At 74.9% G+C, this 14,092-nt stretch carries 14 protein-coding genes; 9 read left to right on the plus strand and 5 right to left on the minus strand.

What is annotated here, in order from left to right; all coding sequences use genetic code 11:
• Nucleotides 1-66: 66 nt before the first annotated feature.
• The 7 genes from ACZ42X_RS15295 to ACZ42X_RS15325 all read left to right on the plus strand — a co-directional run bounded on the left by ACZ42X_RS15295 (nt 67) and on the right by ACZ42X_RS15325 (nt 7,182).
• A complete protein-coding gene (locus ACZ42X_RS15295) occupies nt 67-1,059 on the plus strand; it encodes an acyl-CoA desaturase (protein ID WP_468289205.1) in 993 nt (330 codons plus the stop codon).
• A complete protein-coding gene (locus ACZ42X_RS15300; protein ID WP_084899105.1) occupies nt 1,056-1,733 on the plus strand; it encodes a TetR/AcrR family transcriptional regulator in 678 nt (225 codons plus the stop codon). Before ACZ42X_RS15295 ends, ACZ42X_RS15300 begins: the two co-directional genes overlap by 4 nt.
• A gap of 374 nt (nt 1,734-2,107) precedes the next feature.
• Entirely contained in the window at nt 2,108-2,797 is a 690-nt protein-coding gene (locus tag ACZ42X_RS15305) for a helix-turn-helix transcriptional regulator (RefSeq protein ID WP_468289208.1), read from the plus strand.
• Nucleotides 2,798-2,910: 113 nt separating this feature from the next.
• Nucleotides 2,911-3,954, plus strand: coding sequence for a galactose-1-phosphate uridylyltransferase (gene galT, locus ACZ42X_RS15310; RefSeq protein ID WP_468289210.1), 1,044 nt, complete (start codon nt 2,911-2,913; stop codon nt 3,952-3,954).
• The gene (gene galE, locus ACZ42X_RS15315; RefSeq protein WP_468289213.1) at nt 3,951-4,916 is read left to right on the plus strand and encodes a UDP-glucose 4-epimerase GalE; all 966 of its coding nucleotides are present in this window, start codon (nt 3,951-3,953) and stop codon (nt 4,914-4,916) included. Before galT ends, galE begins: the two co-directional genes overlap by 4 nt.
• Nucleotides 4,913-6,067, plus strand: coding sequence for a galactokinase (gene galK, locus ACZ42X_RS15320; RefSeq protein WP_468289216.1), 1,155 nt, complete (start codon nt 4,913-4,915; stop codon nt 6,065-6,067). Before galE ends, galK begins: the two co-directional genes overlap by 4 nt.
• Nucleotides 6,068-6,288: 221 nt before the next feature.
• On the plus strand, nt 6,289-7,182 hold the full coding sequence (locus ACZ42X_RS15325) for a LuxR C-terminal-related transcriptional regulator (RefSeq protein WP_468289219.1): 894 nt from the start codon (nt 6,289-6,291) through the stop codon (nt 7,180-7,182).
• Here ACZ42X_RS15325 and tamR read toward each other — a convergent pair.
• Nucleotides 7,144-7,638 (minus strand): MarR family transcriptional regulator TamR, encoded by a 495-nt coding sequence (tamR, locus tag ACZ42X_RS15330; protein ID WP_355361846.1) that lies wholly within the window; start codon nt 7,636-7,638, stop codon nt 7,144-7,146. The genes ACZ42X_RS15325 and tamR overlap by 39 nt on opposite strands.
• Nucleotides 7,639-7,769: 131 nt before the next feature.
• Here tamR and ACZ42X_RS15335 point away from each other — a divergent pair, with 131 nt between their 5' ends.
• A complete protein-coding gene (locus ACZ42X_RS15335) occupies nt 7,770-8,597 on the plus strand; it encodes a trans-aconitate 2-methyltransferase (protein ID WP_468289222.1) in 828 nt (275 codons plus the stop codon).
• Between the two features lie 113 nt (nt 8,598-8,710).
• Here ACZ42X_RS15335 and ACZ42X_RS15340 read toward each other — a convergent pair whose 3' ends face one another.
• Both ACZ42X_RS15340 and ACZ42X_RS15345 read right to left on the minus strand, forming a co-directional pair.
• Nucleotides 8,711-9,061 (minus strand): hypothetical protein, encoded by a 351-nt coding sequence (locus ACZ42X_RS15340; protein WP_468289224.1) that lies wholly within the window; start codon nt 9,059-9,061, stop codon nt 8,711-8,713.
• Between the two features lie 59 nt (nt 9,062-9,120).
• Nucleotides 9,121-9,927: a hypothetical protein gene (locus ACZ42X_RS15345; protein WP_468289227.1), complete on the minus strand. Its 807-nt coding sequence runs from the start codon at nt 9,925-9,927 to the stop codon at nt 9,121-9,123.
• Nucleotides 9,928-10,068: 141 nt separating this feature from the next.
• Here ACZ42X_RS15345 and ACZ42X_RS15350 point away from each other — a divergent pair, with 141 nt between their 5' ends.
• Nucleotides 10,069-10,638 (plus strand): transglycosylase family protein, encoded by a 570-nt coding sequence (locus tag ACZ42X_RS15350; RefSeq protein WP_361421793.1) that lies wholly within the window; start codon nt 10,069-10,071, stop codon nt 10,636-10,638.
• Here ACZ42X_RS15350 and ACZ42X_RS15355 read toward each other — a convergent pair.
• Both ACZ42X_RS15355 and ACZ42X_RS15360 read right to left on the minus strand, forming a co-directional pair.
• Nucleotides 10,580-11,281, minus strand: a complete 702-nt coding sequence (locus tag ACZ42X_RS15355; RefSeq protein ID WP_468289230.1) for an ATP-binding cassette domain-containing protein — start codon at nt 11,279-11,281, stop codon at nt 10,580-10,582. The genes ACZ42X_RS15350 and ACZ42X_RS15355 overlap by 59 nt on opposite strands.
• Entirely contained in the window at nt 11,278-14,091 is a 2,814-nt protein-coding gene (locus ACZ42X_RS15360) for an ABC transporter permease subunit (protein ID WP_468289234.1), read from the minus strand. The genes ACZ42X_RS15355 and ACZ42X_RS15360 overlap by 4 nt, the downstream gene beginning before the upstream one ends.
• Nucleotide 14,092 lies beyond the last annotated feature (1 nt).

Below are 14,092 nucleotides of genomic sequence, written 5' to 3' on the forward strand. Positions count from 1 at the left end.
GGGACCGTAGGAATCGGGTACCCGGGACCCGGTTTTCCGTTGTATCCCTCACCCCCTGGGGACCCTATGACCACAAGCCCCGACACGCTCCGTACCGCGGACCCGGCCACCAGCGCTGCCGCCTCTCCGGATCTGCCCCTCGCCACTCTCGGCGGGGACTCCAAGCGTTCGATCGAGCAGATCGCCCTGCTGCTGTTCATCACCGTGCCGTTCCTGGCCCTGCTCGCGGCGGTGCCGCTGGCGTGGGGCTGGGGCGTGAGCTGGCTGGACCTCGGGCTGCTGGTGGCGATGTACTTCATCGGCTGCCACGGCATCACGATCGGTTTCCACCGGTATTTCACGCACGGTTCGTTCAAGGCGAAGCGTCCTCTGCGGATCGCGCTGGCGGTCATGGGCTCGCTGGCCGTGGAGGGCCCGCTGGTGCGGTGGGTGGCGGATCACCGCAAGCACCACAAGTTCTCGGACGCGGAGGGCGACCCGCATTCGCCGTGGCGGTTCGGTGAGACGGTGCCGGCGCTGATGAAGGGCCTGTGGTGGGCGCACATCGGATGGATGTTCGATGAGGAGCGCACCCCGCAGGCCAAGTACGCACCGGACCTGATCAAGGACCCGGCGATCCGGGCGATCTCGCGGGGCTTCATCGGCTGGACGGTGCTCTCGCTGGCGATCCCGCCGCTGGTCGGCGGCCTGGTGACGATGTCGTGGTGGGGTGCGTTCACGGCGTTCTTCTGGGGCTCGCTGGTGCGGGTGGCGCTGCTGCACCACGTGACGTGGTCGATCAACTCGATCTGCCACGCGGTGGGCAAGCGGCCGTTCAAGTCGCGGGACCGTTCGGGGAACGTGTGGTGGCTGGCGGTGCTGTCGTGCGGTGAGTCGTGGCACAACCTGCACCACGCCGACCCGACGTCCGCGCGTCACGGTGTGATGCGGGGGCAGATCGACTCCAGCGCGCGGCTGATCCGCTGGTTCGAGAAGCTGGGCTGGGCGTACGACGTGCGCTGGCCGAGCGCCTCGCGGATCGAAGCCCGCCGCCAGGACCGCGCCGCGAACGCGGCATGATGGACGGTGTGGCGATCGACGGCAGCAGTACCAGCAGTAGTGACAAACCGAGGCGCGGTCGGCGGGTCCGGATGACGGGAGCCGAGCGCCGCCAGCAGCTGCTCGACATCGGCCGCACCCTCTTCGCGGAGCGGGGCTTCGAAGGCACGTCGGTGGAGGAGATCGCGGCGAAGGCCGGGGTGTCCAAGCCGGTGGTGTACGAGCACTTCGGCGGCAAGGAAGGTCTGTACGCGGTCGTCGTGGACCGCGAGATGCGCCAGCTGCTCGACATGGTGACCGGCGCCCTGACCGCGGGGCACCCGCGTGAGCTCCTGGAGCAGGCGGCGTTCGCGCTACTGGACTACATCGAGACGTACACGGACGGCTTCCGGATCCTGGTCCGGGACTCCCCGGTGGCGCAGTCCACGGGTACGTTCGCCTCGCTGATCTCGGACATCGCCACGCAGGTGGAGGACATCCTGGGCCTGGAGTTCAAGGCCCGGGGCTTCGACCCGAAGCTGGCGCCGCTGTACGCGCAGGCGCTGGTGGGGATGGTGGCCCTGACGGGCCAGTGGTGGCTGGACGCCCGCAAGCCGAAGAAGGCGGAGGTCGCCGCGCACCTGGTGAACCTGGCCTGGCACGGGCTGGACGGGCTGGAGCCGAAGCCGCGGCTGATAGGTCACCGCAAGAGCTGATCACCCTGGTACCGGCGGAGGGGGGGGGGGGGGGGGGGGGGGGGGGGAACCCCACCCTCCCCCCCCCCCCCCCCCCCCCCCCCCCCCCCCCCCCCCCTCCCCCCCCCCCCCCCCCCCCCCCCCCCCCCCCCCCCCCCCCCCCCCCCCCCCCCCCCCCCCCCCCCCCCCCCCCCCCCCCCCCCCCCCGGGCCGTCAGCATAAAGGGCCTCAAGTAGCCCTTATCAGCGAAGAATTCGACATTCCGGGGGGCTTCTGACAAGTAGGGGGCGCGCAATGTCGAACAAGCGTGTAGCTTGCCGGGTCAACAGTGCCGGGGACGGCGGGGGGCCGGAGCCGGCGGGGAGCCGGGGCCGGCGGGGATGGGGGATTGCTCGATGGGCGTGCGGCTCATGGTGGTCGACGACCACCGCCTGCTCGCCGAGGCGCTCGCCTCGGCGCTGAAACTGCGCGGCCACCGGGTGCTCGCGGCCGCCGCACCCGCCGCCGGCGCGGCCGAGCTGGTGGTGAGCCGCGCGCCCGAGGTCTGCCTGCTGGGCACGGCCGCCCCCGCGGAACCGGGCGCCTTCGACCCGGTCGTCCGCATCAAGCAGGACCGCCCGCAGGTGGCGGTGGTCATCCTCGGCCCCGTGCCGAGCCCGCGCGGGATCGCGGCGGCGTTCGCCGCGGGCGCGTCCGGCTACGTACGCCACGACGAGCGCATCGAAGGCGTCGAGCGGGCGATGCTCAAGGCCAGGGCGGGCGAGGTGGCGGTCGCGCCCCAGCTGCTCCAGGGCGCCTTCACCGAACTGCTGAACCCGGCGGCGCAGCCCGACGACGAGGGCCAGCGGCTGCTGCGGATGCTCACGCCGCGGGAAGTGGAGGTGCTCGTCCGGGTCGCGGAGGGCGAGGACACCCGGCTGATCGCCGCGGGCATGCACATCGCGCCGAGCACGGCGCGCACGCACGTGCAGCGGGTGCTGATGAAGCTGGGCGTCGGCTCCCGCCTGGAGGCCGCCGCCCTCGCCGCCCGTACGGGCCTCCTGGACCGGGCGGCCCTGCGCCACGCGGCGCAGCCCACCGACTGAGGACAGTCCCTGAGACGCCCCCGGCCGGGGCGGGGCGTCGGCATTGACTGCGATGTTTGGTTGTGGTTCCTTGTGTGTGGTTGTGTTTGAACGGCACATGGCAGGAGCCCGTAGTGAAGAAGACGTCGACCCGGCTGGCCGACGGGCGCGAGCTGGTCTACTACGACCGGCGGGACGACGCCGTACGCGACGCCGTCGACCCCCGCCCCCTCGACCCCGTCTCCACCACCTCCGAGATCCGGCACGACCCCCTCCTCGGTGACTCCGTCGCCATCGCCTCGCACCGCCAGGGCCGCACCTACCACCCGCCCGCCGACGAGTGCCCCCTGTGCCCCTCCCGGGACGGCCGGCACAGCGAGATCCCCGACGCCGACTACGACGTCGTCGTCTTCGAGAACCGCTTCCCCTCCCTCGCCGGCGACTCCGGGCGCTGCGAGGTCGTCTGCTTCACCCCCGACCACGACGCCTCCTTCGCCGACCTCACCGAGGAGCAGGCCGCCCTCGTCCTGGAGGCCTGGACCGACCGCACCGCCGAACTCGCCGCGCTGGAGCAGGTGGAGCAGGTCTTCTGCTTCGAGAACCGCGGCGCCGAGATCGGCGTCACCCTCGGCCACCCGCACGGCCAGATCTACGCGTACCCCTTCACCACCCCCCGCACGGCCGCGATGCTCCGCTCCCTCGACGCCCACCGCGCCGCCACCGGCCGCAACCTCTTCGACGACCTCCTCGCCCGCGAGCGTGCCGACGCCGAACGGGTGGTCCTGGAGACCGACGAGTGGATCGCCTACGTGCCGTACGCCGCGCACTGGCCGTACGAAGTGCACCTCCACCCCACACGGCGCGTGCCCGACCTGCGGGCCCTGGACGACGCGGCGCGCGACGGGTTCCCCGGCGTCTACCTGGAGCTGCTGCGCCGCTTCGACCGGATCTTCGGCCCCGGCGAACCCTCCACGCCGTACATCGCCGCCTGGCACCAGGCGCCGCTGCATGACCCCCGGCGCGCCGACTTCGCCCTGCATCTGGAGCTTTTCACCATCCGGCGCACCTCCGGCAAGCTCAAGTTCCTGGCGGGCTCCGAGTCGGGCATGAGTGTGTTCATCAACGACGTACCGCCGGAGGCCGCGGCCCGGCGACTGCGAGAGGTGGCGAGCGAGTGAGCAAGTACCTGGTGACGGGCGGAGCCGGCTACGTCGGCGGTGTGGTCGCCGCACACCTGCTGGAGGCGGGGCACGAGGTGACCGTCCTGGACGACCTGTCGACGGGCTTCCGCGCGGGCGTCCCGGCCGGGGCCCGCTTCATCGAGGGCCGCGTCCAGGACGCCGCGCGCCACCTCGACGCCTCGTACGACGGCGTGCTCCACTTCGCCGCCTTCTCACAGGTCGGCGAGTCGGTCACCGACCCCGAGAAGTACTGGGCCAACAACGTCGGCGGCACCATGGCGCTGCTCGCCGCCATGCGCGACGCGGGCGTGCGCCGCCTCGTCTTCTCCTCCACGGCCGCCACCTACGGCGAACCGGTCTCCACGCCCCTCACCGAAACCGACCCGACCGCCCCCACCAGCCCCTACGGCGCCTCCAAGCTCGCCGTCGACCACATGCTCACCGGCGAGGCCGCCGCCCACGGCCTGGCCGCCGCCTCGCTGCGCTACTTCAACGTCGCCGGGGCGTACGGGGAGTGCGGCGAGCGCCACGACCCCGAGTCGCACCTCATCCCGCTCGTCCTCCAGGTCGCCCTCGGCAAGCGCCCGTCGATCTCCGTCTACGGCGACGACTACCCGACCCCCGACGGCACCTGCGTCCGCGACTACATCCACGTCGCCGACCTCGCCGAGGCGCACCTGCTGGCCCTCGACGCGCTCGCCCCGGGCGAGCACCTGATCTGCAACCTCGGCAACGGCAACGGCTTCTCCGTCCGCGAGGTCATCGAGACCGTCCGCGAGGTGACCGGCCACCCCGTCCCGGAGGTCGTCGCCCCGCGCCGCGCCGGCGACCCGGCGGTGCTGGTCGCCTCCGCCGCCACCGCCCGGGAGCGGCTCGGCTGGCAGCCCTCCCGCCCCGGCCTCGCGCGCATCGTGGCGGACGCGTGGGAGTTCGCGCAGAAGCGGGAGGCGGGGGCGTGAGCGTCGCGGACGGTGTCGCGCGCGACTTCCGGCGGCTGTACGGGTACGCGCCCGAGGGCGTGTGGGCCGCGCCCGGCCGGGTCAACCTCATCGGCGAGTACACCGACGTCAACGACGGCTTCGTGCTGCCGCTGGCCCTCCCGCACGCCGCCGTCGCCGCGGTGGCGCGGCGCTCCGACGGGCGGCTGCGCGTGCACTCCGCCGACGTCGGCCAGGGGGTCGTCGAGCTCGCGCCCGACGAGCTGGTCCCCCGCTCGGGCACCGGCTGGGCCGCCTACCCGGCCGGGGTGGTGTGGGCGCTGCGCGAAGCCGGGCACCCCGTCACCGGCGCCGACGTCCACCTCGCCTCCACCGTCCCGACCGGCGCCGGCCTGTCGTCGTCGGCCGCCCTGGAGGTCGTCACCGCGCTCGCGCTGAACGAGCTGTACGGACTCGGGCTCGGCCGCGAGGAGGTGGCCGTGCTCGCACAGCGCGCGGAGAACGCCTTCGTGGGCGTGCCGTGCGGCGTGATGGACCAGATGGCGTCGGCGTGCTGCACCGAGGGGCACGCCCTCCACCTCGACACCCGCGACCTGTCGCACCGCCAGGTGCCGTTCGACCTCGCCACGCGGGGGCTGCGCCTCCTCGTCGTCGACACCCGGGTGAAGCACGCACTCGGCGACGGCGCGTACGCCGAGCGGCGCGCCGGGTGCGAGGCGGGCGCGCGGGCGCTCGGCGTGCGCACGCTGCGCGACGTCGACCACGTGCAACTATCCGACGCCCTGCGGCGGTTGCCCGGCGAAACGATTCGCTCGTACGTCCGCCACGTCGTCTCCGACAACCACCGCGTACGGCGGACCATCGCGCTGCTCGACGCCGGCGACGTACGGGCGGTGGGGCCGGTGCTCACCGAGGGGCACGCGTCCCTCCGCGACGATCTGCGGGTTTCCTGCCCCGAGTTGGACCTGGTGGTGTCCGCGGCGACGGAGGCGGGCGCGCTGGGCGCGCGGATGACGGGCGGCGGCTTCGGCGGCTCGGCGATCGTCCTGATCGAGGCGGACGGCGAGGAAACCGTGACGAAAGCCGTCCAAACGGCCTTCACCGGGGCCGGGTTCACGGCTCCGCGCGTCTTCCCGGCGGTCCCGTCGGCGGGAGCGCGTCGCCTCGCGTAAACGGTCAGTTCCGCAAACCGCCCTCCCCTCCGGTCCGCCGGCCGTACTCTGATGCACGGTGCCGGTGGGGGCCGGCGCTGATCAGGGGCGAGACAGTCGGGTACGGCACCCGGGGCGGGGTAACAGTCACTGCACGGCGGCGGCCGTGCGACGACCACGGGACCTCCTCTCCGGGCGCCGTACCCGCGGCTGCTCCGCCTTCCTCGACACAGCGGCGACACATGGGGGTGTCAGTGGTCCGTATCCGGGTTCTGGTGGTGGACGACCACCGCATCTTCGCCGAGTCGCTCGCGGCGGCCCTCGCCGCCGAGCCCGACGTGGACGTCGCGGCGGCCGGCAGCGGCCCCGCCGCGCTGCGCTGCCTGGAGCGGGCGGCCTCCGAGGGCCGCACGTTCGACGTCCTGCTGATCGACGCCGACCTCGGCGCGGGCGGCCTCACCGCCGCGAGCCCGCCGGTGCGGGTGCCCGCCCCCCGGAACGCCTCGCCCCCGGCCGTCCTCTCCGCAACCGCTCCGCACCCCGCCGTCCCGCCGCACGCGGTCCCGGACCACGGCGCCCACGGCGGCCACGGCGCCCACGGCGAGGAACCGGCCGACGGCATCTCGCTCGTCACGAGCGTCCGCTCCACCCAGCCCACCGTGCGGACCGTCGTGCTCGCCGAGAAGGACGACCCGCGCCGCGCCGCGCTGGCCCTCCAGGCCGGCGCCTCCGGCTGGGTCGCCAAGGACTGCTCGCTCCAGCGGCTGCTGGCGGTGATCCGCGGCGTGCTGCGCGACGAGACCCACCTGCCGCCGGCCCTGCTGACCGGGGTGCTGCGCGAGCTGACGGCCGCGCGCAAGCATCGCACCGAGAGCGAGCGGCTGGTGGAGTCCCTGACCCCGCGCGAGCGGGAGGTGCTGCGCTGCATGGTCGCGGGCCTCGGCCGCAAGGCCGTCGCCGAACGGCTCTTCCTCTCCCCGCACACCGTGCGCACGCACATGCAGAACGTGCTCGGCAAGCTCGGCGTGCACTCCACGCTGGCGGCCGTCGCGCTGGCGCGCCGGGCGGGCGTGGGCCCGGCCGATCTCGGCCCGAAGCTAGGGGATGTTGTCGAACGGGGCGGTCAGCTGGCGTAGCAGCGCGGCGAGCTCGGCCCGCTGCGCGCGGGACAGCTCCACGAGGATCGCCCGCTCCTGGTCCAGCAGCCCCGCGAGCGCCTGGTCGGCCCGGTCGCGCCCCTCGGGGGTGAGGCGCACGAGGACACCGCGGCGGTCGCTGGGGTCGGGCAGCCGCTCGACGAGGCCCTTCTTGGCGAGCCGGTCGATGCGGTTGGTCATGGTGCCGGAGGTGACGAGCGTCTGCGTGAGCAGCTGGCCGGGGGAGAGCTGATAGGGGGCGCCCGCGCGGCGCAGCGACGTCAGGACGTCGAACTCCCACGGCTCCAGCTCGTGCTCGGAGAACGCCAGCCGACGAGCGCGGTCGAGGTGCCGGGCCAGCCTGGACACACGGCTGAGCACCTCGAGCGGTTCCACGTCGAGGTCGGGGCGCTCGCGGCGCCATGCTGCGACCAGTCGATCGACCTCGTCCTCCATGGCGATCAGTGTAGGCGCTCTGTCGACGTGAAGTCTCTTGACGTCAAGAAATACTCGCCTTGACCATTGGGCATGACGGGGCCGGGACTCTGTTCCGCTTCGGTACGCCGTTCCAGCAAGGGGGCTTGTCCATGCATTCCGCACCAATCTGGGATCCACAGCAGTACCTGCGCCACTCCGATCACCGCACCCGCCCGTTCATCGACCTGCTCAACCGCATACCCGAGCTGCCCGCGACCGCGCACGGCAGGCCGGCCCGAATCGCCGACATCGGGTGCGGCCCCGGCAACGTCACCGCGCTCCTCGCCGACCGCTGGCCCGACGCCCACATCACCGGCTTCGACCTCTCACCCGAGATGCTGGAGCAGGCCAAACAGCGCTACGCCGGCACCACCCCCGGCGGCGGCTGGCTCGACTTCCGCCCGGCCGACGCCGCGCACTGGACGCCGGACGAACCGTACGACCTGATCGTCTCCAACGCGGCCCTCCAGTGGGTGCCCAACCACCCCGAATCCCTGCCCCTGTGGATCGACGGCCTCACCCCCGGCGGCACACTCGCCTTCCAGGTCCCGGGCAACTTCACCGCGCCCAGCCACGCCCTCCTCGGCGAGCTGTGCGAGTCCCCGCAATGGCGCGACCGCCTCGGGGACCACGGCCGCCGCTTCGTCCACATCCTCACCTCCGCCGACTACCTGGCCCGCCTCACCGACCTCGGCTGCCGGACCGAGGTCTGGGAGACCGTCTACTCCCAGCTCCTCCAGGGCGAGGACCCCGTCCTCGACTGGGTCAAGGGCACCGCCCTGCGCCCCGTCCTCACCGCCCTGGAAGGCGACGACGAGGCCATCGCCGAGTTCCTCGCCCAGTACCGCGACCTGCTGCGCAAGGCCTACCCGCCGGGCCCGCACGGCACGGTCTTCCCGTTCCGCCGGATCTTCGCCGTCGCCCGCAAGCCCGGGTGACGGGCCCGGGAGCAACACGGAGGGGGGGGGGGGGGGGGGGGGGGGGGGGGGGCAGGGGGGGGGGGGGGGGGGGGGTCCCCCCCCCCCCCCCCCGCCGTCGTCATGGGCGCGTATCACAGGCCGCCCCTGCGCGCCGGTGGCAGCGCCGCCGGGACGTGGACGGGGTGGTGCTGCCGCTGCCACATCCCCGTGTACGCCGTCGTGGTCGTGGTCGCGCTCATCGGGCGCTGCGCCCCCGCCACCGCGGCGAAGGACCGGAAGCCCAGGTCCTCCTCGCCGCTACGGTCACCCGGAAGCGTCCTGAACGTCCGCAGGTACTCGGAGTACAGCGCGTCGTAGATCGGCGTGGCCGAGGCGCCGGACGTACCGTCCTGCGACGGGCGCATCGCGGGGATCTGGTGGTACGGCTGGCGGGAGGACCCGTAGCGGGCGGACTCGTAGCGGGAGGGCTCGTATGCGTGCACGTAGGTGCCAACGACCTCGCCGCCCGTCGGATGCGGCCTCGCCGTGACGTGCCTCGCGGTCACGTGCCCGCCAGCGGCAGCGCGGCGGCCACCAGGCGTCCGTCGGCCGACGCCTTCTCCAGCGCGTCGCGCAGCAGGTCCTCGCGCGGCTGCTGGCCGATGGAGCCGACCGGCGCGGCGAAGACGAGGACCGTGTGCGACTTGTTCGCCGCGGCCCGCCAGCCCTCCGTGACCTGGAGCGGCTGGTGCGCCTGCCACCAGGCGACCGGGCCGCCCCCGGCCGTACCCGGCTGGAGGATGGCGTGCAGCTGGCCCATGGCGAGGAGCACCGACCAGCCGTGCAGCGGGCCCGGCTTCTGGTTGACGTCGGTGACCGGGAGGAAGCCGTGCTCCATCAGCAGCGGCAGGAACTCGTCGACGCCGGCGGTGGAGCCGGGGCGGGCGATGGGCGCGGTCGGTTCGACGACCAGCGCCGGGTGCAGCTCGCCGTCGATCAGGACGAGACCGCTGGTCACCCCGAGGACCGCCTGCTCGCCGGCGGGCGCGGGGGACTGGGCCGGTACGGAGACGGCGGGGGCGGCGGGCGCCGGGGCGCCGGTGATGGACCGGACGGCGCCCTGGAGCTGCTCCTCGGCGACCCTCACGACCTGGGAGGGGATGCAGGTGGCGTGAGCGAAGGCGAGGACGGCGGTCTCCTCGCCGACGAACAGTACGGTGCTGGTGCGTTCCTGCTCGGAGTCGCCCGAGGTGCGGCAGGAGGTGCAGTCGTAGCTGCCCGGGGCGTTCTCGCCGGCGAGCAGCCGGTCGGCTTCTTCGTCGCCGATCTCGGCGCGTACGTCCTCGCTGACGTCGAGCATGCGCGGCACGGGTGGCTCCTCGGAGTCGTGTGCGTTTCGAGGCCGGGCGGTTCCCGGCTCGTCTCATGAAGAGCTCAACGGGTGAACCGGGGCCGGGGTCACGCGCGCGGCGGCGCGGGTGCGGGGTGGGGCGGTGCCTAGCGTGGGCCGGTGCTGAAGAACCGTTTCTGGCCGTCGGTCGTGGTGCCGGCGGCGGTGCTGCTCATGCAGGGTGCCGGGGCGGGTGCAGGTGCCGCGGTGGCCGCCGGCCACCATCCGCCGCCGCCCAGGCCCGGGCCGGGGCCCGCGTCCCCGCTCGCCGACTGCGCCGCCGACCAGTGGCCCTGGGGGTGCGTCGCCGCGTGCGAGAGCGGCGGCCGCTGGCACCTCAACACCGGCAACGGCTACTACGGCGGGCTGCAGTTCAAGCAGTCCACGTGGGAGGCGTACGGCGGGCTGAAGTACGCCCAGCGCGCCGACCTGGCGAGCCGTCAGCAGCAGATCACGGTCGCGGAGGAGGTCCTCCGCGAGCAGGGCTGGGGCGCCTGGCCGACGTGTTCGAAGCGGTACGGACTGTCCGGACGCGCGCACGTGGTCCAGCCCGGGGACACGCTGTCCGCCGTCGCGCGGCGGTTCAAGGTGAAGGGCGGCTGGAAGGCCCTCCACAAGGCGAACCAGACCGTCATCGGGGCCGATCCGAACCGGATCCGCCCGGGGATGATGCTGTCCCTTCCGGAGTGAGCTCCGCCGCCTGACCGCTGAAGGCGAGCGCGCCGCGGCGCAGTTCGTGCACGAGCGTGCCCGGCGGCAGGCCGGGCGGAAGGCGCTGCTCGGCCACGACGACGGCGACGGTGCCCGCCAGCTCCGCCAGCAGCGTGTACGTGCGCGCCGCGACCGGCGGGGACAGGCCGAGGGCCGGCTCGTCGACGAGGACGACACGGGCGCCCGACAGCACCACGCGGGAGAGCGCGAGCATCCGCTGCTCGCCGCCCGAGAGCGTACCGGCGCGGCGGTCGAGCAGCGGGCGCAGCTCCGGGTACGCGTCGAGGGCCGGCGTGGCCGGGCTGTGAGGGGCGGCGAGCCCGAGATTCTCGGCGACGGTGAGGCCCGGGTACACGGCGCCCCGGTCCGGTACGAAGCACAGGCCACGGCGCGCACGGTCGTGGGCGCGCAGGCGGCTGACGTCGGCGCCGCGCCACAGGACGCGCCCGGCGGAGAGCGGCACCGCGCCGGCGAGGGCCCGCAGCACCGTCGTACGGCCGGAGCCGTTGCGGCCGAGGAGCACGGTGAGGGCGGCGGCGGGGACGGGCAGGTCGATGCCGTGCAGGGCCTCCAGGGGGCCGTAGCGCACGCGGGCGGCGCGGAGTCGCATCTCGATGCTCATGACACGATCCGCCCCGCCTCCATGACGTGGACCGCGTCCGCGATGTCCGCGACCAGGTCGAGGTCGTGTTCGACGACGAGGACCGCCATGCCGTCGGCGGCCAGCGCCTTGAGTACGCGGGCGAGTGCGGCGGTCTCGGCGGCGTCGAGCCCCGCGGCGGGTTCGTCCAGCAGCAGCGTGTGCGGCCGCCCCGCGAGGGCGCGGGCCACCTCGACGCGGCGCAGGGTGCCGGTCGCCAGCCCGGCGGCGGGCACGTGCCGTAGGGCGGTGAGGCCCAGCAGGCGCAGGATCTGCTCGACGTGGCGCGGGTCGCGGACGCGGCCGTGTTCCGCGCCGACGCGGACGTTCTCCTCGACGGTGAGCGACGCGAAGACCGCGAGCTCCTGGAACGTCCGGGCGATGCCCAGGCGGGTACGGGCGTGGGCGGGGCGCGCGGTGATGTCGACGCCGTCGAGGGTGACGCGGCCGGAACCGGCGCGCGCGGTGCCGGCGAGGCAGTGGAAGAGGGTGCTCTTGCCCGCGCCGTTGGGCCCGACGAGGACGGTGAGGCGGCCGGGCGGGAGGCGGAGGGTGACGTGGTCGAGGGCGCTGACGCCTCCGGCGTAGTGGAGGGTGAGGTGGTGGGCCGCGAGGCCGCGGGCGCTCTCGGGCACGGGGCGCTGCTCGCCGTGGCCCCGTACGGACCGGTGGAGGCGCGCCCGGCCCCCGGCCGGGCCACGGGTCGCCACCCGCACCGCCCATGCGGGCCGGCGCTTCGGGTGCGGGTCCCCTGCCGGGGGTTGCCCGCCGTCGGCGACTGCGGGGCCGCTGCGGGGCCCGGTCGGGGGCGCGTGGCCGCCGTCGGTGGGTGCGCGAGGGGTGTCGGCGGGGCGGTGGCCCGCGTGGGCCCGTGCCGGGGCCCGGGGGCCGCCCTGGGGCCCGGCCGCGGATGGGTGGCGGCCGTCGGTGAGCGCGCGAGGGGAGTCGGCGGGGCGGTGGCCCGCGTGGGCCCCTGCCGGGGCCCGGGGGACGCCCTCGGGTGGTGCCTGGCGGCGAGGGGCGGACGGCAGCAGCGACATCAGCGGCGGGACGCGGGACGTCAGGGCGGCCAGGAGGCCGATCAGGGCCGCCGCCGCGCCGCCCCGGGCACCCGCGTCGAGGCCCACCAGGAGGGCCGCGGCGGCCAGCGGGGAGAGGAGGCTGTCCGCGCCCAGGACCAGGACCGCCGCGAACCAGAGCAGGCCCCGTACCGGGTCGTACGCCGCCGGGTCGAAGGCCCGCAGGCCCATGGCCAGCAGCCCGCCGCCCAGGGCCGCGAGGGCCGCGCCCGCCATGAAGGCGAGCACCTTCAGGGCGGGGACCGGGACGCCCGCGGCCGACGCGCCCGCCTCGTGGTCGCGCAGCGCCGCCAGCGCCCTGCCCGTACGGCCCCGGCGCATGGCGGCCACCAGGAGCAGGGCGGACGCCAGGAGCACCAGCTCCAGGGCGTAGTAGGCGCGGTCCGACGCGAAGCCCGCCGGGCGCGCCGGGGCCAGGCCCGCCGTCGCGTACGGCTGCGCGAAGACGAAGCGGCTCACCGCGACGCCGACCGCCAGCGTCGCCAGCGCCAGGGCGAGCCCGCGGCGGCGGATCGCCGGCCACCCCGTCAGCAGGCCCAGCGGGGCGACCAGTACGACGGCCACCACCAGGGCGGTGAGCTCCGGCAGCCGGGGCAGGCCGGGGAAGCGGCCCGCCGCCAGCAGCGCCGTGAACAGCGCGCCCAGGCCCGCGTACGCCGCCTGGCCCAGCGAGATCTGGCCGCCCCGGCCGGTGACGACCACCAGGGACAGCAGGATCACGGCGAGCGCCGGAACCTGGATCGCCGTGTGCAGGTCCGTGCCCGCGAAGCCGAGCGGCAGCAGGAACAGCACGCCCGCCACCCCCCACACCCCCGGTGGCACCCGGGCCCCCGCCGTCGAGGCGCGCGGCAGGGCGTCGCGCGCCCCCACGCCCGGCAGGACCAGCGCGGCGACCAGCAGGGCGACGACGAAGAGGTTCGCGGCGACGGCCTGGACCAGCGGACCGGACCAGCCCGCGGGGTGGAAGCGGGTCAGCTGCGCCTGCCCCACACCGATGGCCAGCGCCGTCACCACCGCCACCGGCAGGCTCCGCATCCGGGCCACCACCGCCACCGCGATCACCTCGACGACCAGCAGCGGCAGCCCGTACGGGTCGAGCCGTACGTACGGCGCGAGCAGCACCCCCGTCAGACCCGCCGTGAACGACCCGAACGCCCAGCCCACCGCCGACATCCGGTCCGCGTCGATGCCGCCCAGCGCCGCCAGCTCCCGGTTGTCGACCACCGCCCGCAGCTCCCGCCCCAGCCGCGTCCAGCGGGTGGCCGCCCCCACCGCGACCGCCAGCAGGACGGCCGCCCCGAGGTGCAGCCACGGGTGGTCGCCGAGCAGCACCGGCGCGTCGTCCCGCGCCCCGCCGCCCCACAGCAGCGCCGCCGCGCCGACGAGCAGCACGAACACGCCGATCGAGGCCACCAGCGTCGTCGCCGGGTCCGAGCCGAGCACCGCCGCCGGGCGGAACACCACCCGGTCCAGCACCAGCCCGATACCGGGCCCGACCAGCAGCAGCGTCACGCACGCGGCGAGCGGCAGCGGCCAGCCCCACTCGACCACCAGCTGCCGCAGCACGTACGCGCAGACCATGGCGACCGCGCCGTGCGCGAGGTTCAGCACGCCCGTCGCCCGGTACGTGACGAGCAGGCCGATGCCGGTCAGGGCCGCCGCGCCGCCGACCGCGAGACCGGCGAGGAAGAGTTCGTACGTCAGCGAGGACACG

It is taken from the genome of Streptomyces sp. NPDC030862, assembly GCF_055571835.1.